This window comes from Paractinoplanes abujensis (assembly GCF_014204895.1).
Taxonomy (GTDB): domain Bacteria; phylum Actinomycetota; class Actinomycetes; order Mycobacteriales; family Micromonosporaceae; genus Actinoplanes; species Actinoplanes abujensis.
The window spans coordinates 865087-887107 of the sequence record NZ_JACHMF010000001.1 but is presented as its reverse complement, the minus strand read 5'-3'; the positions used below and the strand labels follow the sequence as shown (position 1 = coordinate 887107).

Here is a 22021-nt window from a genome sequence, read left to right as displayed (position 1 = left end):
GCAGACCCCGTGCTCTGCCGGGCATCGCTGTCTACAGGGCCGCGACTGTCTGCGCCACGCGCTCGCGCAACTCGTCCGGCAGCGGCGCATATCCCGTGGCCGCCGCCGTGTCCTGCCCGGCGGCGCTGGAGGCGTACGAGAGGAAGCTCTTGACCAGGTCCGGTGTGCCGGTCCGGCAGACGATCTCGTAGGTGACCAGCACCAGGGGGTAGGCGCGGGGGTCGGAAACGCGGTAGTCGAACTCGAGGCGCAGCCCCTCGGTGCCCACGACGCGCGCACCGCCCACCGTACGGGCCGCGGCCGCGTCGCCGACCGCGACGAACTGGCCGGCGGCATTGCCCACCTCCGCGGTCGGCAGGTTGTGGAAGCGGGCGTACGAGGCCTCCACGTATCCGATGGCGCCGTCGGTGCGTTCGATCGCCGAGACGAGGTCGTTGCTGCTCTCGGCGGCGATGCCCCCGCGCGCCGGCCACGTCGGGCTCACCTTCGAACCCCAGTCGGCCCGGGCCGTCGAGGCGAGGAACCGGGTGAAGTTCTCGGTCGTGCCGGAACTGCCGGCCCGGTGAACCGTGCGGATCGGCGTCTCCGGCAGCGTCACGCCCGGGTTGTCGGCCCGCACGGCCCGATCGTTCCAGCGCGTGGCCCGGCCGGTGAAGATACGGGCGATCGTGGCCGGGGACAGGCGCAGATCGTTGACGCCGGCCACCGTATAGGCGAGCGCTATCGGGCCGGCCACCATTGGCAGATGCACCAGCGGGCCCCGGCACCGTACGCGGGCCTGGGTCTGCTCGTCGTCGGGCGTGGGCGAGTCGGAACCCGCGAAGTGCCCGGTGCCCGCGAAGAACGCGCGCCGGCCGTCGCCGGAACCCACACTCGTGTACTCGATGGTCGCCTCGACACAGCTGACCTGATAGGCCTTGATCCACGCGCTGATCGCGTTGGCCTGCGCCGAGGAACCCTGCGCGCTGATCGAGCCCTTGCCGCACTCGATGGCGGCGGATGCGGGGGCGCTGGGCGAGTCGCACGCCGCGACGACCAGCAGCAGCGCGGCCAGTCCGAGCAGCCGGGTCTTCATGGCACTCTCCCTCAGCGGTACTCGGCGAAGCGTTTACGGACGGCCAGCGGCACGAGCAGGAGCACCAGGCCCAGCACCCCGGCCGGGATGTACGGCCAGCCGGTGAGCAGGATCTCGACGTCGCGCAGGTCGCGGTCGAAGCGGTCCTTGCGCGTGGCGGTGATGCCGGCGACGGCCGCGTCGTAGTAGGAGAAATCGAAGGCCGCGTCGCCGCGCCGGATGCCGGTGAGCGCGCCGATCGCCTCGGCGTCCCGCCCCGCGTCGGCCAGTTGCACGATCCGCCGGTGCCCGGCCCGGTACGCCCGCCACCGTTCGACGACCTGCTCGGTCGCGAACGGCGCGACGTCGGAACCGCCCGCCACGGCCGGCAGCCCGCTGTCGCCCTCCTCGAGCGCGCCGGCCTTGCGGTCGAAATCCTGCCGGTAGTAGTCGAGCCCGTCGCTGATCAGGTAACGCGACGTGTCGGCGGCGGCGTCGTAGCTGACCGCTCGCGCCTGCGACAGGTCGAGGAACGGGACCAGGCTCCGGTCGCGCGCCCGGCCCAGCGTCTGTCCCTGCACGACCAGCACGAAGGTGAGCGGGACGAGCAGCAGCACGGTCAGCACGGTGGTCGTGATCAGGGCCGGGCTCAGGATCCGGCGGAACCGCCGGGCCAGCCAGATCTGCAGCACCACCAGCAGCACGAACAGTGCGCCGCCGAGCAGCCCGATGAGGACCACGCCGGCCGTCTGCGTCGCGCTTTTCTGCCCGTACGCCTCGTCGAGCCGGGCCTCGCCGGCCTCGCGCAGCCTGGTCGCCGCCGGGAGCAGGTCGAGGTGCAGCACGTTGGTGGCCTGCGTGTAGTAGCCGGCGGCGGACGGGCCCGCGGTCAACGCCTGCCACACGCGTTCGCGGTAGACCCCGAGGCCGTGCATCAGGTCGAGCACGATCGCGCGCTCCGCCTCGACCGTCGCCGTGGTCAGGGACAGCTGCAGGTCGGTGTCGATCTGGCGGCCGCGCTGCTGGTAGGCGCCGAGCGCGTCGATCCGGCTGCCCGCCAGCTCGGCCCGGCCGGAGGTCAGCACGAGCCGTGCGACCTGGGCGTCCATGTCGCTGAGGGCGAAGTAGAGGTCGGCCGCGGTGGCCGCCTGCGGGGCCGCCTCGTCGCCGATGACGCGCACCTGCTGCTGCACCCGGGCCATGACGAGGCACGAGGAGACGAGCAGGGCGGCGGCGGCGAGGAGGGTGACGGTGACCAGGAGACGCAACCGGGCCGGGGTCTCGGGGCGGGCGGCTCGCCGGGCCAGGGACCGGGTCGCCTCCATTACTGCGGGCACGGCCCCAAGGTAATGCACGTGGGCAATTCTTCTTGTCGCCGGGATATCAATTTCCCGCCGTTAACCCGACGTTTTCTTAATGGTTTATGAATGCGTCGAGCGCCGTAACCTCCGGTGCGGCACCACCCGCCGCGGCGAGGCGCTCGGCCGGCGGCGTTCGCACCACCTGCATCCGGAGGCACACCCTCCACATCGGGCTGCCGAACTTTCTTCCAGCGGAAAATCAGGAGTTTCCGGTTCTGGCTGACAGCGGATCCGGGCACTCGTACCTTCGGTCTGGGTGCAAGCGCCACGCCGACGATCGGAGGTCCTGCGCCCGCCGGATCCGGTCTCGCACGAGCCGAGGCCGGCGACCGCTTCCACCCCTAGTCACGCATATGACCGGTTCTCACGGCCGGCCCTCGCTCACCTCAGAAAGCCATTACGGGGGCGGGGCCATGCCGTGATGAAGCCGGCGAATTCGACACCCCTCACGCCCGCCGTTCGCGGGCGCGCCGCAACAAGCACTAGGAGCACCACGTGTTCGGAAAAAGACTTGTCGGACAGATGATCAGCCGCAGTTCCGAGAACGCCACCGACCGGCGCCGATTCCTGCAGAGCGCCGGTGCGCTCGGGCTCGGCGTCGTCGGGGCGAACGCCCTGGGCTCCGGCGCGGCCCGGGCCGAGCCGGACGAGGTGACCGAGACCCTCGCGGAGGCCGACGGCCCCAGTGACGGCGCCGTCCTGAACTTCGCGCTCAACCTCGAATACCTCGAGGCCGAGTTCTACTCCTATGCCGTTCACGGGCACGGCCTGGCCGACGGCCTGACCACGGGCACGGGCCGCCGGGGTGGCGTCGTCGGCGGCAAGAAGGTGCCGTTCAAGACCAGCCGCATCCGGCAGTACGCCACCGAGATCGCGGCCGACGAACTGGCGCACGTCAGGTTCCTGCGGGGCGCGCTCGGCTCGGCCGCCGTCTCCCGGCCCGCCATCAACATCCGCGAGAGCTTCACCTGGGCCGCCCGTGCGGCCAAGCTGATCGGCCCGCACGACGTCTTCGACCCGTACGCCAACGAGAACAATTTCCTGCTGGCCGCCTTCCTGTTCGAGGACGTGGGCGTGACGGCCTACAAGGGCGCGGCCCCGCTGATCACGAACAAGACCTATCTCGAGGCGGCGGCGGGCATCCTGTCGGCCGAGGCCTATCACGCCGCGACGATCCGGTCCTCGCTGTTCGAGAAGGACCTCGCGCCCCAGGTCGTCAAGCTGTCGGCGGCGCGCAACATGCTCGACGGTTACGGCGACGAGGACCAGGGCATCGTCCGCGACCGCAACGCCAACATCAACCCGACCGACAAGAACGGCATCAACTTCAGCCGCTCCTACGACCGGGTTCTGAACATCGTCTATCTCAACCCGAACAAGACCACCAAGGGCGGTTTCTATCCCGCGGGCGTCAACGGCGACCTGAACACCAGCTCCTGATCCCACGCCGTCCGGGCCCGCCACGACGGCGGGCCCGTCAGCCCCGGAGGAACACCCGACATGGCGCAGACGCAGCCGATCACGTACGCCGTTCCATCGCTGGGACGGCCCGGCGCCCGCCCGGTCCGGCTGCGGGCGGCCACCACACTGGGTCCGGCGTTCGTCGCGGCCATCGCCTACGTCGACCCCGGCAACTTCGCCACCAATTTCGCCGGCGGCGCCAGCACCGGCTACCAGCTGGTGTGGGTCGTGGTCCTGGCCAACCTGGTCGCGATGCCGATCCAGTTCATGTCGGCCAAGCTCGGGGTGGCCACCGGCCGCAGCCTGCCGCACGTCTTCCGGGACACCTTCCCGGGCCCCCGGTCGTGGGTCATGTGGGGGCAGGCCGAGATCGTCGCCATGGCGACCGACCTGGCCGAGTTCGTCGGCGCCGCTATCGGGCTCTATCTGCTGTTCGGCATCCCCATGCCGCTGGCTGCCGGGATCACCGCCGTCATCTCCTTCGCCGTGCTGTCGCTGCAGCACCGGGGATACCGGCCGTTCGAGCTGGCGATCGGGGCCATGCTGGCCATGATCTGCGCCGGCTTCCTCTATCTGGCGGTGCGCGTTCCGCCCTCGGCCTCGGAAAGCCTCACCGGGCTGCTCCCGAGCATCGGCGGGGACAACATCCTGCTGCTGGCGGTCGGCATCATCGGCGCCACCGTCATGCCGCACGCCATCTATCTGCACTCCGGCCTGATGTGCGGCCGTGCGGCCGGCCGCACGACCGGCGAGAAGCGGCGGCTGCTCCGGCTCGAGCGGGTGGACATCGCCATCGCCATGAGCCTGGCCGGCCTGGTCAACCTGAGCATGCTGGCCATCGCGGCCAAGCTGTTCCACCGCGGCGCGGACACTCCCGCCATCACGCTCGACGCCGTGCACATCGGACTCGATCGCCTGGTTGGCGGCGGCGCCGCCCTGGCCTTCGCAGCGGCCCTGCTCGCCTCCGGAATCGCGTCGTCCAGCGTCGGCACGGCGGCCGGCCAGATGGTCATGGACGGATTCCTGCGCGCCCGCATTCCGCTGACAGCGCGCCGGCTGGTCACCATGACCCCGGCCGTGGCGCTGCTGTGCTCCGGGGTCGACCCTACCCAGGCACTGGTACTCAGCCAGGTCGTACTGTCCTTCGGCATCCCGTTCGCCCTGGTCGGCCTGCTCGTTCTGACCAGCCGTAAGAGCTTGATGGGGGAACATGTCAACAGCCGGCTCACCATCGCCGGCATGACTGTCGTCGTGGCCGTCCTCAGTGGATTGAACGTGCTGCTCCTCGGCCAGCAGCTCCTCTGAGAAGCCCGTTTGCTAGGGTCTTTCCCGTGACTGCCGGGTCGGCCGCTTCTGGCCTTTACCGAGTGGGGCACCCGGCTGACGTTTGATCCGCCGGCGGCCCCGTGGCCCGCCGCTGCTGTTGTGAGTTCCGATCGTCCGAGACTCCAGCAGAAAGCGATCAACCGTGCCGAACCCTTTCCATCAGCAGATCATCGACGAGTTTCGCACCAACGGCGGGCGTGTGGGCGGGATGTTCGCGGACAGTGAGCTGATTCTGCTCACGACCCGCGGCGCACGCAGCGGTAAGCCGCACACCACGCCGCTCGGGTTCCTCCGCGACGGGCCGGGGCGCATCCTGGTCATCGCCTCGGCCGGCGGGGCGCCCGGCAATCCGGACTGGTTCCGCAATGTGCAGGCGCAACCGCGGGTGACGGTGGAGATCGGGGCTGAGACGTACGAGGCCCTGGCCGTGGCCTTGCCGCCGGAGGAGCGTGACGCCGCGTGGGCGCGGGCCGTCGCCCGCGACCCGGGCTGGGCGGACTATCAGGCCAAGGTCACGCGGCGGATCCCGGTGGTGGCGCTGACCCGGGCCGGCTGAACACGAACGGGCCGGCCCGCTGAACGAAGCGGGCCGGGCCGGTTGAGGAGATGCGCCGGGGGGCCACCCGAGGCCCTCCGGCGCCGGCGCGGTCAGGACAGCTTGGCGAGATAGTCGTCCAGGGCCCGGTACGACTGCTCGGCGCCCGCCTCCATGCCGGACTCGATCATGCCGTCGCGGTCCTCCCGGCTGTCGAAGGTGGACGACGACGTGACAGTGGTCTTGCCACCTTCCTCGGTGAACACGTATTGCTCGCGCAGGACGTGGCCGGGCATCGGCTCGTACTCGAACGTCCACGAGAAGCCGGCCGGCGCGTCGATGGCCGTGATCTCGCCGCGGAACGCGTGCTCCCGGCCGTCGGCGTGCTCGACGAAACGCCATTTGCCGCCGACCCGGAAGTCGAGCTCGACGTCGAGCGGGTTGCCCCGGCCCCACCAGTGGCGCAGGTGCTCGGGCTGGGTGTGGCAGGCGAACACGAGGTCGCGGGGCGCGTCGAAGCTGCGGCTCATGACGAGGGTGGTGTCGGTGGGGGTCTGGACGTTGATGCTCACGGTTCCTCCTTGGTCGGGCCCGGCTGCAGCCGGCCCAGGTAGTCGTCGAGCGCGTCGTACCGCTGCTCCCAGAGGCGCCGATACTGCTCGGCCCACTGGGCGACCGCTTGCACCTGCCCCGGCACGATGCGGCACCACCGCCGCTGCGCCTCGCGGGTGCGGACGATCAGACCCGCCGCCTCGAGCACGTTGAGGTGTTTCGAGACGGCCTGCGCGCTGATCGGGAAGTTGGCGGCGAGCTCACCGGCGGTCGCGTCACCGGTGGCGAGGCGATCGAGGATCGCGCGCCGGGTCGGGTCGGCGAGGGCCGCGAAGACGCCGTCAATGGACTCCGTCATGACAACCACCTGGTTTATAAACTGGTTAGTTGAGAATACGCCCGGAAGCGACGGTGTCAAGCGGTCGCACGGGGATCAGACGCCGGTGGGGTACGTCTCGTACTCGTGCGTGTCGACGTGCAGCGGGTGCAGCGGGCGCAGCGCGCGGGTCTCGTCGAACCACAGGAACGCGTCGTAGCGGTCGCCCAGCACGGACGGCACGTAGTTGTCGAGCTGTTCCTGCTCGGGCCGGTAGACGACGCCGATGGCCCGGTGCGCGACCTCGTCGACGAGCAGGTCGGGGCGCTCACCGAGCGGCGGGAAGACGAACAGGGCCCGCGGCGGGGCGGTCGCGTGCAAGATGTCCTCGAGCGAGCCGGGCCGGCCGGGCGGCACGCGCAGCTCCGTCATGGCGGCGCCCCACGCGCGACCGGCGATCACCGAGCCGCGGTGCCCGCCCATCCCGATCAGCACGACCCGCTCAGCGCCGAACCGCTCCCGGGCCAGCGAGCCGATGGTCACCTCGCCCAGCGCGGCCTGATCGGTGGCGCCGGCGTCACCCACGTGGGTGTTGTGCGCCCACACGACGGCTTTCGAGGCCTCGCCGTAGTGGTCGAGCAGCCGGGCCAGCGTCGCGTCCATGTGCCGGTCCCGTACGTTCCACGAGCTCGCGCCGCCGGTCACCATCGCCCGGTAGTAGTGCTCGGCGCCCGCCACGACCTCCGCGTTCTGCCACACGGCGAGGTCGCGTCCGCGCAGCTCGACGAGCATCCGGACCACCTCGTCGGCACAGCTCGCGCGCAGGAACTTCGCGGCCCAGGCGTAGGACTGCGGATCCTCCGCGTACGAGGCCAGGCACTGGTACGCGTCCACGGCGTGGTCGGCGGCCTCCGGGTCGTTCTCGCGCAGCCACAGGATGACCTCGCGCAACGACTCCCACATCGAGTAGACGTCGAGGCCGTGGAAGCCCGCCTTGTCCGCACGGCCTTCGTTGTGGGCGCGGAGCCAGCCGGCGAAGTCGGCGACCTCCTCGTTGGCCCACATCCAGGTCGGCCACCGTTCGTAGCCGAGCAGCGCCGCCAGCGGTGACGCCGCGGAGCCGCGCACGGCCGCGTTGACGCGTTCGCAGTCGGGCCAGTCGCCCTCGACGGCGACGAAGGAGAAGCCACGCTCCGCGATCAGCCGGCGGGTCAGCGCGGACCGCCACGTGTAGTACTCGTGTGTGCCGTGGCTGGCCTCGCCGATCAGCACGACCCGGGCGTCACCGACCCGGTCGAGCAGGACGTCCAGGTCGCCCTCGTCGGCCAGGGGCCGGGCGATCGCCGCGACCTCATCCCCGTACCGGTGCATGGGTTCGGCTTACCCCTTGCGATTTCTCCCATACGTCCGACATCCGGCGGGCCGGCGCTGACCGGGCAGCTCGACGTACCGGTGGGGTCAGCGCGTCCAGCGCGACGAGTTCGGCGCACCCGTTCATCAGCAGGCCGGCCGCCACCGTACGCCACTCACACGACAATGATCAGACCAATACGTACGGTTAAAGTCCGGAATGGGGTGATCGATACTGGCGGATGTGGCGTATGTTCTCTCAGCAGTCCACCGTGGATCGGATCTTCCAAGGGGAGCAATGGCGGAGAACGACGCGCGTCGCGAGGATCCCGTTCTGGTGCGGCCGTACGTGAAGGCCGTCGCCGAGGCGGAACGTGCGCCCGACGAGGAGAACGAGACCTGGCCGGAGTCGGCGGACCTGCCGCCGGAAGCCGACACCCTCGTCCAGCCGAAGGTGGAGGACGAACCGCTCCCGCCGCCGCGCAGACCCCGGCTCACCCTGCATCCGCTGGCCCGGCTGGCCATCTTCGCCGGTGGCGCCGCGCTGGCCCTCGGCGTGGTGGGCTACTTGATCTTCGGACCGGCCGCCGACCCCGAGCTGCCCAAGCCCGGCACCGCGCTGCCCGCCATTCCCGGTCAGGCGCCCCTCGACGAGCAGAAGCAGAGCGCCGCACCGGGCACGACCGCCTCGCCGAGCGTCAGCGCGCCGGCCAGTGCCTCGGCCAGCGTCTCGGCGAGCGCCACGGTGACGCCCAGCTCGTCGTTCCAGACACTGACCCCCTCCAGCGCTCCCCCGGCCAGCGCGCCGCCCGCCACCGAGCCCACGCTCGCGCCGCCCGGCGCCGACCGCACCGGCGCGATCACCGCCGCCAGCGGCCGCTGCCTGGCACTGGGCAGCCTGTTCGGCTCGAACGGGAGCCCGGTGCAGGTGAACGGGTGCATGTCGGTCTCGTACCAGTCGTTCACCCTGGCCACCGACGGCACGTTGCGGGTGGCCGGCAAGTGCGCGCAGTCGACCGGCGACGGCAGCGTGCGGGTCACCGACTGCGGCGACGGCGCCTCGTCGCAGTGGCGGTCCGGCGGCGACGGCACGCTGGTCAACTCGGCCGGCGGCGGCTGCCTGACCGACCCGGGCCGCGGTGGCACCGCGGCGACGGTCAGCGCGTGCTCCGGCGGGCCGAGTCAGAGCTGGACGCTGCCTTAGCGGCCAGCTTGGCCCGATACATCGCGGCGTCGGCCTCGCGCAGCAGGTGGTCCGGGTCGTCCGCGTTGACCCCGCTCAGGGCCACGCCGATGCTCACGCCTACGGTCACGCGGCCGCCGTCGATCGCGTACGGCTCGGTCAGCCGCAACGCGATGGAGTCGCGCACCACCTGCTCCGTGCCGTCGGCGGGCAGCCCGTCCAGCAGCACCACGAACTCGTCGCCGCCGAGCCGGGCCACCGTGTCCGACTCGCGCAGCAACCCGGTCAGCCGCTGCGCCACCTCGATGAGCAGCACGTCGCCGGCGGCGTGGCCGAGCGTGTCGTTGACCGCCTTGAAGCCGTTGAGGTCGAGCAGCAGCACAGCGAAGCGGTGACCGGCCTGCCGGGCCGCGCGCAGACCGGCCTGGCGCAGCCGATCGGCCAGCAGCACCCGGTTGGGCAGGCCGGTGAGCGGGTCGTGCAGGGCCGCGTCACGCAGTTGCTCCTCCTGCTCGCGCAGCGCGGCCACCATCGCGCCGCGGTCGAGCGAGGCGGCCAGCAGGGCGCCCGACTGGTTCATCATCTCGCTGCCGGGCGGGGTGCTCTGCTGGATGTGCCCGACCGCGGCGAGCATGCCCCAGTCGCGGGTTGCGCTGCGCACCGGCACCACGAACACGGCGTCGCCGGCCGCCCCGTCGGCCAGCTCGAACAGCGCCGGCGGGGGGAACTCGCTGACCGGCATCGTGGCGCCGGCCAGGTCGCGCCCGGCCGGGTACTCCCCCTCGATGCGCAGCTCGGTGTCGAGTGAGGGCACCGCGCCGTCACGCCACAGGCCGAGGCAGCCGGCGAAGGCCGTGGTGCGCTTGAGCCAGCCGAGCTCGCGGGGGTCGCGGTCGTGCGCGCCGAGCAGGTCGATGCCCAGCTCGTGCTGGACGTTCAGGGTCTCCTGGAGGCTGACGACCTGCCCGAACAGATAACGGGTGAGGTCCTCGGTGACCGGCAGGCCGCTCGGCGGGCAGCCGCACGAGTCACGCCGGACGAAGGTGGTCGGCACCCGCCGGACGATGCCGGCCCCGGCGGGCTGCCCGGCCAGGTCGGCCAGCAACCCGACGGCGGCCGCCCCGATCACGTCGGCGGGCTGACGCACGGTGGACAGGCTGGGCCGCATGTACATCGCGCCGGCCACGTCGTCGAAGCCGACCACGGCGAGGTCGCCGGGGACCCGCCGGCCGAGCTCGCTGAGGCGGCGGATCAGGCCCATCGCGTTGCGGTCGGTGCCGCAGACCACGGCGGTGGCCGGCATCCCCGCCGCCACCAGCAGGTCGGCGACCAGTTCGCCGCCGCTTTCGTGGTTGTCGCCCGCGTCGATCAGCAGGTCGGACGGCGGGAGCAGGCCGCGCTCGGCCAGCGCGTTCTCGTAACCCTCGCGCCGTTCCCGCACGTCGAAGTGGACGAGGTGCCCGGCGAACGCGATCCGCTCGTGACCGTGCTCGAGCAGATGACGGACCGCCACCCGGACGCCCTCGCTGTTGTCGGCGAAGACCGCGGAGCAGTCACGCATCTCGTGCCCGACGGTGACCACGGGGATGCCCGCCTTCACCGCCGCCTGCGCGTAGGTGTCGTGGATCGCCCCGGCCAGCACCATGATCCCGGACAGGTGGCCCCACGCGACCGGCCGGCGATAGTCGGGCACCCCGCTGCGGTCGGCGTTGTAGGAGCCCGGGTCGAGGGTCTGCAGCGCGAGCACGCGGTCGCCGGAGGCCACGGCCGCCTCGTTCGCCCCCGCGATGATGGTGCCGTAGTAGTCGCCCCCGACGAAGGGCGACAGGACACCGTACGTGCGACCCCTCACGGCCGACATGATCTCCCGAAACGGCGCGGTCAGCGGCGCAGATGCGACATTTTGGCCGCTCCGGAGAGATATCTGCGCAGATCCTGGGTCTGTCCGGTCATCGGCCGGGCGGCCAGGATGCACGTGTCGTCGTCGGGGTTGGTGCGGCGCAGCCGGGACAGCAGTTGCCCCAGGGGCTGGTCGGGCGACGCCCGTACGGCCTCGTCGACGGTGGCGATGACCGAGGCCAGCCCGTCGTCGGGGCCGCGGCGGCGGTGCTCGACCAGGCCGTCGGTGTAGAGCAGCAGCACGTCGCCGACCCGGAAGTCGACCCGGGCGGTCCGGTACGCCGCGTCGTCCACCACACCCAGCATCGGGCCCCCCGGACGCTCCAGCGGCGCTGTCCGGCCGCCGCGAGCCAGCAGCGGCGGCGGGTGCCCGGCCTGCGCCCAGACGATCTCGTGGCGGGCCGGGTCGAACCGGGCCACCACGGCGGTGGCCGCCATCTCGGGCGACTCCCGTTCGAGCTCGCAGGTCAGCCGGTTGAGGTGGCCCAGGAGCTCGGCGGGGTCGCTGGTGGTGACGGCCAGAGCGCGCAGCGCGTGCCGCAGCTGGGCCATCGCGGTGGCGGCCTGGGTGCCGTGGCCGGCCACGTCGCCGACGGCCAGCAGCACCGAGCCGTCGCGCAGCTCGGCCGCGTGATACCAGTCGCCGCCGACCAGATCCTCCTGCCCGGCCGGCAGGTAGCGCACCGAGACCTTGAGCCCGGGCAGCACGATCGGGCCCTCGGGCAGGGGCAGGATGATGCGCTGCAGACGGCCGGCCAGCTCGTGCTCGGCGGCCAGGCTGCGGCGCTGCTCGGCCAGCTGCCGTTCGACCTCGGCCAGTCGCTGGGCCCCGGTCTCCTGCGCGGTGACGTCCTGCACGATGCCGAAGATCCGCAGCGGACGACCCTCGGCGTCGCGGCCGGCGTCGGCCACCGTGCGCAAATGCTTGACCCGGCCGTTGACCCGGATCCGGGTGATCATGTCGACGCGGTCGCCCCGGGCGAGCTGCGCCTTGGCTGCCGCACGCAGCGGCTCGTCCTCGGCCAGGCCGGCCTCGTCGGGCCCACCCGGGTCGGGCGGGCCCAGCCGGGGGTCGCGCTCGAAGATGCGGTACAGCTGGTCGGACCAGTAGACCTCGCCGCTGACCAGGTCCCACTCGCCCCAGCCGAGGTTGCCCAGGCGCTCCGTGCCGGCCAGCCGCTCCAGCAGGCCGCCGGGGTGATCGTCGTGCCGGGTCCAGTTGAGCAGCAGCCCCTCGCCGAGCCGGTGCGCGCGCACCGAGTAGACCCCGTCGCGGTGCGGGAACGGGCCCAGCGCGACGGGCACGCCGGTGTCCAGGACGTGCGCGTACGCGAGCCAGCGGTCGCTCGCCAGCACCTCCGGGAAGTGCTCGGACATGCGCAGCCCGACCAGCTGGGAGCCGCACAGACCGTTCGGCGCGACAGCGTCGGGGCTGGCCGCGGCCCAGATCAGGTCGGTCAGGCGGCCGTCCGGCCCGCGCTCGGCGCTGAGATAGGAGGCCATGCCGGGGGCGACGTCGAGCACCCGCTGCACCATGCCGATCCACGGCGCGAACCGGCGGACCGGGGCGGTGAGCGGGGACGGCAAGCGGTCGGTGTCGAGGCCCAGGACGACGCCGGTGTCGGGGTCGGCCACGTCGAGCATCCGGATCACCCCGCTCGCCACCTCGACCAGCCCGCGACCCTCCTCGGCGGCCATGCGCAGCAGATGCCGGTGGGCGTCGGCCAGACGGCAGCGGGCGCGACCGGCCAGCAGCCCGACGGCGCGCTCGACGGTCAGGCGCGCGCTCTCGGTGGCGCCGGCCGGCGCGCTGGGGCGCAGGCTCTCCACCGCCGCCGCGTACGCCTGTGTCACGCCTGTTCCTCCCCGTCCCTCGAGTACCGGTTACTTGAATACGTCAGCGGGACACCGGTCGTCATCGGCCGAACATCTCGACCGTTCGCTACCTGTGGCGTGACGTCGCACCGGTCACCCGACCGGGTGTGACCCGATGGAGTGCGTCCAGAGTTGAACGGACAAGGCGAATTAAGGCGGAGGAAAGGCTCACAACTCGAAGAGTGACCGCATAGCCTCGGTCAGGCGGGCCATGCTGGCCCCGGTGACCATGCCGATGCGTTCCGCGCCGACCGACGCGGGAAGCCGGCGCATCCGGTTGACCACCACGACGCCGGTGATCGGATCCTGCTCGGTCAGAGCCACCGCGTACGGAGGGAGCTCGGTGACCCCGCGCTGGCGCACGATCGGCGCGCAGAAGGGCGACGCGTTGCCGCGTTCGTTGTACGAGTCGGCGGACAGTACGAGAACGCGATAGCGCAGGTCGGTGCGGTTGCCGATGGTCCAGATCTCGCCGCGCCTCATGGACGCGTCCCGCTCGGCATGGGATAGACCCTACCGCCGCGCGATCTTAGGGCACCGCGAGGCACACCGGCGCAAAATCCCACTGTGCTGACAGGGGGGGCACGGGGGTGAACCTTGATCATGACGGAGCCGTAAGAATAGGCGGCGTGGTCTGCTGCTAGGGAAGGGTGTCAATGATGTCGGAGAAGGCACAGATCGGGGTCACCGGCCTCGCGGTGATGGGACGGAACCTGGCTCGCAACTTCGCCCGGCACGGGCACACCGTGGCCGTGCACAACCGCTCCTACAACCGCACCAAGGAGCTGGTCGAGGAGTTCGGAGGCGAGGGGAAGTTCATCCCGGCCGAGACCGCCGAGGAGTTCGTGGCCAGCCTCGAGCGGCCGCGTCGCGTGATCATCATGGTGAAGGCCGGTGGGCCCACCGACGCCGTGATCGACGAGTTCGCCCCGCTGCTCGAAGAGGGCGACATGCTCATCGACGCGGGTAACGCGCACTACCTGGACACGCGCCGGCGCGAGGCGGCCCTCAAGGAGCGCGGCCTGCACTTCGTGGGGACGGGCGTCTCCGGCGGCGAGGAGGGCGCACTGCACGGCCCCAGCATCATGCCGGGCGGCTCGCCGGAGTCGTACGAGGCGCTGGGCCCGCTGCTGGAGGACATCTCGGCCAAGGTCGACGGGGAGCCGTGCTGCGTGCACGTGGGGCCGGACGGCGCCGGGCACTTCGTCAAGATGGTGCACAACGGCATCGAGTACGCCGACATGCAGCTCATCGCCGAGGCGTACGACCTGCTGCGTCAGGTCGGCGGGCACTCCCCGGCCGAGATCGCCGACGTGTTCCGGGGCTGGAACGAAGGCCGGCTGGGGTCCTACCTGATCGAGATCACGGCCGAGGTGCTCAAGCAGGTCGACGCCGAGACGGGCCAGCCGTTCGTCGACATCGTGGTCGACCAGGCCGAGCAGAAGGGCACCGGCCGCTGGACGGTGCAGGCCGCCCTCGACCTGGGCGTGCCGGTCAGCGGCATCGCCGAGTCGGTGTTCGCGCGGGCGCTCTCCGGCGGCCCCGACGTGCGCAAGGCGGCCGCGGAGGCGGCGCTGCCCGGCCCGTCCGCGTCGTCCGGGGCGCACGGCGGCGACCTGCAGGCCGATGTGGAGCAGGCGCTGTTCGCCTCCAAGATCGTGGCCTACGCGCAGGGCTTCCAGCAGATCCAGGCGGCCAGCAAGGAATACGACTGGGCGATCGACCCGGGCGCGATGGCGAAGATCTGGCGCGACGGCTGCATCATCCGGGCCAAGTTCCTCGACTTCATCAAGCAGGCGTACGACAAGCAGCCCGAACTGGCCACGCTGCTGGTCGACCAGTACTTCCTGGACGCCGTCAGCGGCGCCCAGGACGCCTGGCGCCGGGTCGTGGCGACGGCCGCCCAGCAGGGCATCCCGGCTCCCGGCTTCGCGTCCGCCCTGGCCTACTACGACGGCCTGCGCGCCGAACGCCTGCCGGCCGCCCTGATCCAGGGCCAACGCGACTACTTCGGCGCCCACACCTACCGCCGCGTAGACAAGGACGGCTCGTTCCACACCCTCTGGGCCGCCGACGGCCGCCCCGAGACCGCAGCCTAGGCCACCACCGGGGCCGGCGTCGCCATCAGGGCGCCGGCCTCCTCGGCGGGCAGCGGCTTCGACATGAAGAAGCCCTGCCCCAGCCGGTACCCCATCTCGCGCAGGCGGATCAGCTGGGACTCGCTCTCGATGCCCTCGGCAACGGCGCTGAGCTGCAGGTATTCGGCCAATTGGGCCACTGCGGCGGCCACCGCGAGGCGACCCCGGTCGGCGCCCTCGGTGATGCCGTCCACGAACGATTTGTCCAGCTTGAGGACGTCGACGGGGAACGCGCGCAGCAGGCTGAGCGACGACGAGCCGGTGCCGAAGTCGTCCAGGGCCAGGCGGACCCCCATCTCGTGCAGCGCGTGCAGCGTCTCGCGCACCTGCCGGCCGTCCGCGACCGACGACTCGGTCACTTCGAGCACCAGGTTCTGCGGCATCAGCCCGGTCTCGCTGAGCACGGCCGCGACTTCGTCGACGAAGCCCGATTCGCGCAGTTGCCGGACCGCCACGTTCACGTTGATCGCCTTGATCGCGCCGTCGCCGTGGTCGCGGTGCCAGCGGGCCAGCTGCTCGCAGGCTTCGCGCAGCACCCATGAGCCGAGCGGCACGATCAGCCCCGACCGTTCGGCGACGGGGATGAAGTCGCCCGGTGAGACGAAGCCGCGGGTCGGGTGTTTCCACCGGACGAGGGCCTCGGCGCCGTGCAGGCGGCCGGTGACGATGTCGAAGACCGGCTGGTAGAGCAGGAACAGTTCATGCCGGATGATCGCGTTGTGCAGTTCGCTGCCCAGGCGGGCGTGGTTGACGACGTCCTGGCGCATCCGCGGCTCGAACCGGGTCCAGGCCGCCTTGCCGCCTTCCTTGGCCGCGTACATGGCGATGTCGGCGTTGCGCAGCACCTCGTCGGCCGAGTCGCCGGGCCCGGCGATGGCGACGCCCAGGCTGGCGTGGGCCAGCAGCTGGTGCTCGCCGACCCGGAACGGTTCGGCCAGGGCTTGCAGGATGCGCGTGGCGGCCTCCTCGGCCGAGGTGACCTCCTCCACGTCGAGCAGCACGGCGAATTCGTCGCCGCCGAGCCGGGCCGGCAGTTCCTTGGCCGCGCCGTTCTCGCGCAGCCGCTGCGCCACCTGGTAGAGCAGCTGGTCGCCGAGGGCCGGGCCCATGGTGTCGTTGACCATCTTGAAGTCGTCGATGTCGATGAGCAGCACGGTGGCCGGTTTGTGGGCGGCCAGCCGCTCGGTCAGCACGGCGACGAAGCGGGTGCGGTTGGCCAGTTCGGTCAGCGGGTCGGTCATCGCCAGGCGGGCCAGTTCGGCCTGCTGGTCGCGCAGGCCGGTCAGCATCCGGCGGTTGTCGCGCAGGCCCAGCAGCACCCGGGCCGCCACCAGCACGGCGATCACCACCGAGGCGAAGATCAGGGTGCGCTGCCGGGAGGTCATCTCGTGCACCGACACGTAGGTGACCAGCACACCGGTCCCGCCCACGGCGAGGAACGGCACCAGTTCGGTGCGCGAGCGACGCGGCGCCCGCGGTGCGGGCTCGGCCCCGGTGCGGTTCAGCACCCGGCGTTGGCGATAGGCGGCCGAGGTGAAGGACAGTGCGACGAGCGGGCTGCCGCCCACCGAGATCAGCAGGCGGGAGAAGTCGTTGCCGGCGATCAGCAGGACGGCCAGCGCGACCGCCACGATCGGGGCGGCGGTGAGCAGGCGCAGGGCGACCGGGTCGATCGGGCCGTCGGCGCGGCCTCCGGCCTTGCCGATGACGACCAAGCAGAGCACGCCGGCCACGCCGACCGTGGCGGCGGTGGCCCGGGTGGCCAGGTCGGTGCCGGGCGGGGCCGAGCTCAGCACGACGTACCAGAAGACCAGCCCGGCCGCGACGGCCACGGTGGCGCCGTCGAGCACCACCCGCAGCCAGCTCAGCGGCGCGCGGTCGGTCATCGGCAGGCGCAGGAAGGCCGACATGGTCCAGAACATGCCGGTGAGCATCGGCACCGCGACGTAGAGGGACATGCCCGCGTTGTTGTTGGCCAGGGCCAGCGCGGTGCTGCTGCTCAGCACGAGGATGATCGCGGCGTGCCCGAGCTGGCGCCAGAACGCGCGCATCACCCGCGGCAGCATCACCATCGCGCCGATGCGCTGCAGCGACCAGGCCGCGCCGGCCATCGCGACCGGGCCACCGACGTAGCCGAGGGCCACGGCGTGCGGTTCGCGCACCGCGAGCCACACGGCGACCGCCACGGTGGCGGCCGCCGCGAGAAGCAGGGGTGCGAGCCCGGTACCCGCACGCCGGGCGGCGGGTCCCACGGGTCCAGTCATGCGCGTCCTATTGGCCTGAGTCGGTAGAGTCCCTACCGCCCTCCAGTCGGCCGCCGGACGCCGAATCTGAGAAGATCAGCCCTTGAGCGCGGCCCCCACCACGGCCCGCGCCTCCTCCTGGATGCGGGCCAGCTGCTCCGGTCCGCCGAAGGACTCGGCGTAGATCTTGTAGACGTCCTCGGTGCCGGACGGGCGGGCGGCGAACCAGCCCGACTCGGTCGCGACCTTGAGCCCGCCGATCGCCGCGCCGTTGCCGGGGGCGGTGGTGAGCACGGCGGTGATCGGCTCGCCGGCGAGCTCCTTGGCGGTGACCTGCTCGGGCGAGAGCCGGCCCAGGACCGCCTTCTCCTCGCGGGTGGCGGGGGCGTCGATCCGGGCGTACGCGGGCTCGCCGAACTTGGCTGTCAGGTCGCGGTAGTGCTCGCTGGGTGTGCGCCCGGTGACGGCCAGGATCTCGGAGGCGAGCAGGTCGAGCAGAATGCCGTCCTTGTCGGTGCTCCACGGGCTGCCGTCGCGGCGCAGGAACGAGCCGCCCGCGCTCTCCTCGCCGCCGAAGCCGATCGAGCCGTCGAGCAGGCCGGGCACGAACCACTTGAACCCCACCGGCACCTCGTCGAGGCGGCGGCCCAGGTCGGCGGCCACCCGGTCGATCATCGAGGAGGACACCAGGGTCTTGCCGATGGCGGCGGCCGCGGGCCAGTCGGTGCGGTTGGCGAACAGATACCGGATCGCGACGGCCAGGTAGTGGTTGGGGTTCATCAGGCCGGCGTCGGGGGTGACGATGCCGTGCCGGTCGGCGTCCGCGTCGTTGCCGGTGGCCAGCTGGAAACGGTCCTTCTGCTCGATCAGCGAGGCCATCGCGTACGGCGACGAGCAGTCCATGCGGATCTTGCCGTCCCAGTCGAGCGTCATGAAACCGAAGGTCGGGTCGACGTTCGGGTTGACCACCGTGAGGTCGAGGCCGTGCCGCTCGGCGATCGCGCCCCAATAGGCGACGCTGGCCCCGCCGAGCGGGTCGGCCCCCACGCGCAGCCCGGCCTCGCGGACGGCGTCGAGGTTGATCACGGACGGGAGGTCACCCACGTACGCGTCGAGGAAGTCGTAACCGGAGACCGAGTCCGACTGCCGGGCCCGCGCGGCCGGGATGCGCCGCACGTCCTTGAGACCGGCCGCGATCAGCGCGTTGGCCCTGTCCTGGATCCACTTGGTGGCATCGGTGTCGGCCGGGCCACCGTTGGGCGGGTTGTACTTGAAGCCGCCGTCGGCCGGCGGATTGTGCGACGGGGTGACGACCACGCCGTCGGCCAGGCCGCTCGTACGGTTCCGGTTGTAGGTGAGGATCGCGTGCGACACGGCCGGGGTCGGCGTGTAACCGTCGCGGCTGTCGATCAGCACGGTGACGTCGTTGGCCGCGAACACCTCGAGCGCCGTGATCATCGCGGGCTCGCTCAGCGCGTGCGTGTCACGGCCCAGGTAGAGCGGGCCGTCGGTGCCCTGGTCGCGCCGATACTCGACGATCGCCTGGCTGGTCGCGGCGATGTGGTCGGCGTTGAAGGCGTTCTTGAGGCTGGAGCCGCGGTGGCCGGACGTGCCGAAGGCGACCCGCTCCCCGACGACCTCGGGGTCGGGGTGCTCGGTGTAGTAACGCGAGATCACCCGGGGCACGTCGATCAGGTCGCGCGGCTCGGCGGGCTTCCCGGCGCGGGGGTTGACGGACATGGGCGGCCTCCCTGAGAGCGTGGATCTGCCTCGGAGCCTATAGAAAGTGACTTTCGGCCGCGCTTTGGGAAGAAGGAATTAGCTTTCTTCTTCAGACCGGAGGTTGTCGTGCACGTGTCCGTGGTGGGGAACGCGGACGACTCAGTAGTCGTCACGGTTCGCGGCAATCTCGACATCGACAGCGGAACAACCCTGATCACGACGCTCAATCAGGTGCTGGACAGACCCTCGCCGCGCATCGTGGTCGACCTGTCCGGCGTCGAGTTCTGCGACTCGACCGGGCTGAGCGCGCTGATCGTCGGCCACAAGCGGGCGTCCGCGGGCGGGGGCTGGCTGCGGCTGGCCGCCCCCGGCGAGTTCCTGGGCCGGCTGCTCGACACGGTCGGGCTGACGCCGCGGCTCGCGATCTACCCGACGGTGGGTGACGCGCTGGTCGGGCGGGACGCCGACTAATCTCGCCAGGTGCTCATCCTGCTGCCGCCGTCCGAGGGCAAGACGCCCGCCGCCTCCGGTGACCCGGTCGACCCGGCCACGCTGTGGTTGCCCGCGCTGACGACGGCCCGCAAGCGGGTGCTGTCGCGCCTGGTGACGATGAGCAAGCGGACCAGTGCCCGCGCGCGGGCCGACTCGCTGGCCGTGCTCGGGCTCTCCCCCGGCCAGACCGACGAGGTCACCCGCAACGCGTCGCTGCTCACGGCCCCGGCCGCGCCCGCGGTCACGGTTTACACCGGAGTCCTGTACGAGGCGTTGGACGCGCAGTCGCTGGCCCCGGCCGCGCGCGCGTGGCTGGACGAGCGGGCGGTGGTGTTCTCCGGCCTGTGGGGCGTGGTGCGCCTCGACGACCGCATCCCCGCCTACCGCCTGTCGGTCGGGGTGACCCTGCCGGCGCTGGGCGGGATGACCTCGTACTGGAAGAAGGCTCTGCCCAAGGCCCTCGATCCCGAGGCGGCCGGGGGCCCGGTGCTCGACCTGCGCTCGGGAGCCTACGGCGCGATGTGGACGCCACCCGCGCCGACGTCGGCCACCGTACGGGTGCTGCACGAGCGGGTCGTCGACGGCGTGGCCAAGCGCTCGGTGGTCAGCCACTTCAACAAGGCGACCAAGGGCCGGCTCGTACGTTCCCTGGCCGAGGCAGCCGCGACGCCGGCCTCGGTGGACGAGATGGTCACGGCGTTGCGCGACCTGAAGTACACCGTCGAGGAGCAGCCCGTCGCCCCGGGCCGCCCCCGCCAGCTGGACGTGGTGGTCGCCGACCTGTGACCTACTGCGCGGCCAGGATGTCGACCACGAACCGCAGGTCACCCTGCTCCTCGCCGTAGGCCAGGGCGGCCGGGACGTCGATCTGGATGCGGCTGCCGACCTTCTGGCCCGGGATGCTCTTGTCCCAGCCCTGGATCACGCGGCCGGTGCCGATCGGGGTGCTGAAGGGCTCGCCGCGCTTCCAGGACGAGTCGATGACCTCGCCCTTCGCGTAGCTGATGAGCACGTAGTTGGCGGTGACCGTCTGGCCCGCCTTGACCGCGGGTCCGCGCCCGGCCACCAGCGGGGTCACCTTGAGCTCGGTCAGCTTGCCGGTGCCGGGCTTCACGACCGGCTCCTTCGACAGCTCGGGCGGGGTGCTGACCGGGGCGGGGGCGCCCGGCTCGGCGGGGGCCTCGGCCGACGGCGCGCTCTCCGGCGCCGCCTCGGCCGAGGCGGGCGCGGGAGCGGCGGCGGGCTGCTGGGCCGCGGGCTCGTCGGAGCCGCCGCGGACGGTGACGAAAACGGTCACCAGGACGGCGATCACGGCCACCCCGGCAACGGCGCCGGCGACGGCCTGAGTGCGGCGCTTCGCCGTGTCGCCGGTGATCGGGCGGGCGGTCTCGGTACTCATATGTCGTCGACTCTCCTGGTATCGGCGGCGCCGGAAACTTCGGACACGGTACCCGTACCGGTGACGAAGCCCACCGCAAACCTCGGCCGAACCGCTGAGGCGGATGATCGCCCGTACGGATGGTCACGGATTTCGCTCTATTCCGTCACGCATCGAAGTGCCATTGTTTAGCACTCCAACACGTTGATTCGCTCTGTGAACAACCGGTAACGCACTTGCAGGAGGGTCGGTTGCCGTCGACCGCGGATGGCCGCCGCCGAGGCCGGAACAGCCACCGCGCCGATCCCGCCGGGCGGCGGAACGGGCCGCGCCACGAGTGGAACGAATATCTTTCGTCCGCCGCCGTGATCCTCGCGGGTGTCCTCGTCGTCATCGGGTTCGGCTTCGTGGCCGCCCGTGCGCTCAACACCTCCGACGAGGCGGCCCCGCCGCTGGACCCGCCCGCCCCCGCGCTCGGTGACGTGCAGCTGCCCCCGCCGCCCAGCCAGGGGCTGATCCCGCTGCAGAGCCCCACCCCGACGCCGTCGCGCACCAGCGCCGCCCCGACGACCAAACCACCCGTACGCGACCAGCTCCGAATCGCCCAAGGCCCCGTACCGGGAAAGGTCGACCTGTCGGCGGAGGGCACGAGCGACTGGGTGCACTGGGGGCTCGACGGGACGTTCTCCCTCGAACGCGACCGCGGCGGCGACTTCCGCATCCTCGAGGGGGCCCCGACCGCGCCCCGGTTCCGGCATTCGCTGAGCCCCGCGCAGTTCACCTGGAGCGGCGGCGACCCGGTGGCCACCGCGGCCGGGACCCGTACGGGAATCCGCACCTGCGGCCAGGGCAACGGTTTCACGCTCAGCGCGCCCGCCGGCACCACCCCGCGGATCCTCAAGCTCTACCTGGGGTCGGTCTCCGCGCGCGGAAAGCTGACCGCGCGGCTGAGCACGGGCGACTCGACCGGCTCTACCGTGCTCGACAACCGTGGTGGCACGCTGCGTACCGCTGTGGTGACCGTGGCCTATCAGGCGCCGAGATCCGGCCAGATACGGCTCACGTGGACCACCGACAGCGCGTACGGGAAGGGTTGCGCAGGGGTAACCCTGGAAGCGGCGACGCTTTCGTGAAGT

19 protein-coding genes are annotated in these 22021 nt (G+C 71.7%); 8 read left to right on the top strand and 11 right to left on the bottom strand.

All coding sequences use genetic code 11. From position 1 onward, the window contains the following. Nucleotides 1-31: 31 nt before the first annotated feature. The gene (gene pstS, locus BKA14_RS03490; protein ID WP_184949492.1) at nucleotides 32-1075 is read right to left on the bottom strand and encodes a phosphate ABC transporter substrate-binding protein PstS; all 1044 of its coding nucleotides are present in this window, start codon (nucleotides 1073-1075) and stop codon (nucleotides 32-34) included. Between the two features lie 11 nt (nucleotides 1076-1086). After that, on the bottom strand, nucleotides 1087-2391 hold the full coding sequence (locus BKA14_RS03485; RefSeq protein WP_239093746.1) for a GlnX family signal transduction membrane protein: 1305 nt from the start codon (nucleotides 2389-2391) through the stop codon (nucleotides 1087-1089). 546 nt (nucleotides 2392-2937) lie between these two features. Between BKA14_RS03485 and BKA14_RS03480 the strand changes: the two genes are divergently transcribed. The 3 genes from BKA14_RS03480 to BKA14_RS03470 all read left to right on the top strand — a co-directional run bounded on the left by BKA14_RS03480 (nucleotide 2938) and on the right by BKA14_RS03470 (nucleotide 5758). Beyond that, entirely contained in the window at nucleotides 2938-3855 is a 918-nt protein-coding gene (locus tag BKA14_RS03480; protein WP_203722959.1) for a ferritin-like domain-containing protein, read from the top strand. A gap of 60 nt (nucleotides 3856-3915) precedes the next feature. Further along, nucleotides 3916-5181, top strand: coding sequence for an Nramp family divalent metal transporter (locus BKA14_RS03475; protein WP_184949490.1), 1266 nt, complete (start codon nucleotides 3916-3918; stop codon nucleotides 5179-5181). A 163-nt stretch (nucleotides 5182-5344) separates the two neighbouring features. After that, the gene (locus tag BKA14_RS03470) at nucleotides 5345-5758 is read left to right on the top strand and encodes a nitroreductase family deazaflavin-dependent oxidoreductase (RefSeq protein WP_184949489.1); all 414 of its coding nucleotides are present in this window, start codon (nucleotides 5345-5347) and stop codon (nucleotides 5756-5758) included. A 92-nt stretch (nucleotides 5759-5850) separates the two neighbouring features. On the opposite strand, the gene BKA14_RS03465 is transcribed toward BKA14_RS03470, so the two are convergent. The 3 genes from BKA14_RS03465 to BKA14_RS03455 form a co-directional block, all read right to left on the bottom strand. Beyond that, nucleotides 5851-6309, bottom strand: coding sequence for an SRPBCC family protein (locus tag BKA14_RS03465; RefSeq protein ID WP_239093744.1), 459 nt, complete (start codon nucleotides 6307-6309; stop codon nucleotides 5851-5853). Then, complete coding sequence (locus BKA14_RS03460) at nucleotides 6306-6647, bottom strand: ArsR/SmtB family transcription factor (RefSeq protein ID WP_184949488.1); 342 nt, start codon at nucleotides 6645-6647, stop codon at nucleotides 6306-6308. The genes BKA14_RS03465 and BKA14_RS03460 overlap by 4 nt, the downstream gene beginning before the upstream one ends. 75 nt (nucleotides 6648-6722) lie before the next feature. Continuing rightward, on the bottom strand, nucleotides 6723-7976 hold the full coding sequence (locus BKA14_RS03455) for an erythromycin esterase family protein (RefSeq protein ID WP_184949487.1): 1254 nt from the start codon (nucleotides 7974-7976) through the stop codon (nucleotides 6723-6725). 277 nt (nucleotides 7977-8253) lie between these two features. Between BKA14_RS03455 and BKA14_RS03450 the strand changes: the two genes are divergently transcribed. Further along, nucleotides 8254-9159 carry a ricin-type beta-trefoil lectin domain protein gene (locus BKA14_RS03450; protein ID WP_184949486.1) on the top strand — a complete coding sequence of 302 codons (906 nt, stop codon included), beginning with the start codon at nucleotides 8254-8256 and terminating at the stop codon, nucleotides 9157-9159. On the opposite strand, the gene BKA14_RS03445 is transcribed toward BKA14_RS03450, so the two are convergent. From BKA14_RS03445 to BKA14_RS03435, 3 genes are all read right to left on the bottom strand, one after another. Further along, nucleotides 9113-10990: a substrate-binding and GGDEF domain-containing protein gene (locus tag BKA14_RS03445; protein ID WP_184949485.1), complete on the bottom strand. Its 1878-nt coding sequence runs from the start codon at nucleotides 10988-10990 to the stop codon at nucleotides 9113-9115. The two genes, BKA14_RS03450 and BKA14_RS03445, sit on opposite strands and share 47 nt — an antisense overlap. A 29-nt stretch (nucleotides 10991-11019) precedes the next feature. Beyond that, nucleotides 11020-12891 carry a SpoIIE family protein phosphatase gene (locus BKA14_RS03440; protein WP_239093743.1) on the bottom strand — a complete coding sequence of 624 codons (1872 nt, stop codon included), beginning with the start codon at nucleotides 12889-12891 and terminating at the stop codon, nucleotides 11020-11022. Between the two features lie 189 nt (nucleotides 12892-13080). Beyond that, nucleotides 13081-13395: a type II toxin-antitoxin system PemK/MazF family toxin gene (locus tag BKA14_RS03435; protein ID WP_184949484.1), complete on the bottom strand. Its 315-nt coding sequence runs from the start codon at nucleotides 13393-13395 to the stop codon at nucleotides 13081-13083. Nucleotides 13396-13571: 176 nt separating this feature from the next. Between BKA14_RS03435 and gnd the strand changes: the two genes are divergently transcribed. Further along, nucleotides 13572-15011, top strand: a complete 1440-nt coding sequence (gene gnd, locus BKA14_RS03430; RefSeq protein ID WP_184949483.1) for an NADP-dependent phosphogluconate dehydrogenase — start codon at nucleotides 13572-13574, stop codon at nucleotides 15009-15011. Here gnd and BKA14_RS03425 read toward each other — a convergent pair. Together BKA14_RS03425 and pgm are read right to left on the bottom strand one after the other, a co-directional pair. Next, nucleotides 15008-17314 (bottom strand): putative bifunctional diguanylate cyclase/phosphodiesterase, encoded by a 2307-nt coding sequence (locus BKA14_RS03425; protein ID WP_184949482.1) that lies wholly within the window; start codon nucleotides 17312-17314, stop codon nucleotides 15008-15010. The two genes, gnd and BKA14_RS03425, sit on opposite strands and share 4 nt — an antisense overlap. A 75-nt stretch (nucleotides 17315-17389) precedes the next feature. Next, nucleotides 17390-19033, bottom strand: coding sequence for a phosphoglucomutase (alpha-D-glucose-1,6-bisphosphate-dependent) (gene pgm, locus BKA14_RS03420; RefSeq protein WP_184949481.1), 1644 nt, complete (start codon nucleotides 19031-19033; stop codon nucleotides 17390-17392). Nucleotides 19034-19147: 114 nt separating this feature from the next. Here pgm and BKA14_RS03415 point away from each other — a divergent pair, with 114 nt between their 5' ends. Together BKA14_RS03415 and yaaA are read left to right on the top strand one after the other, a co-directional pair. Then, a complete protein-coding gene (locus BKA14_RS03415) occupies nucleotides 19148-19486 on the top strand; it encodes an STAS domain-containing protein (RefSeq protein WP_308441624.1) in 339 nt (112 codons plus the stop codon). A 9-nt stretch (nucleotides 19487-19495) separates the two neighbouring features. After that, nucleotides 19496-20293, top strand: a complete 798-nt coding sequence (gene yaaA / locus BKA14_RS03410; RefSeq protein WP_184949479.1) for a peroxide stress protein YaaA — start codon at nucleotides 19496-19498, stop codon at nucleotides 20291-20293. A 1-nt stretch (nucleotide 20294) separates the two neighbouring features. Here the strand turns inward: yaaA and BKA14_RS03405 are convergent, their stop codons facing one another. Further along, the gene (locus BKA14_RS03405) at nucleotides 20295-20906 is read right to left on the bottom strand and encodes an FKBP-type peptidyl-prolyl cis-trans isomerase (RefSeq protein ID WP_184949478.1); all 612 of its coding nucleotides are present in this window, start codon (nucleotides 20904-20906) and stop codon (nucleotides 20295-20297) included. 344 nt (nucleotides 20907-21250) lie between these two features. On the opposite strand from BKA14_RS03405, the gene BKA14_RS03400 reads away from it, so the two are divergent. Beyond that, nucleotides 21251-22018: a hypothetical protein gene (locus tag BKA14_RS03400; protein WP_184949477.1), complete on the top strand. Its 768-nt coding sequence runs from the start codon at nucleotides 21251-21253 to the stop codon at nucleotides 22016-22018. Nucleotides 22019-22021: the final 3 nt, after the last annotated feature.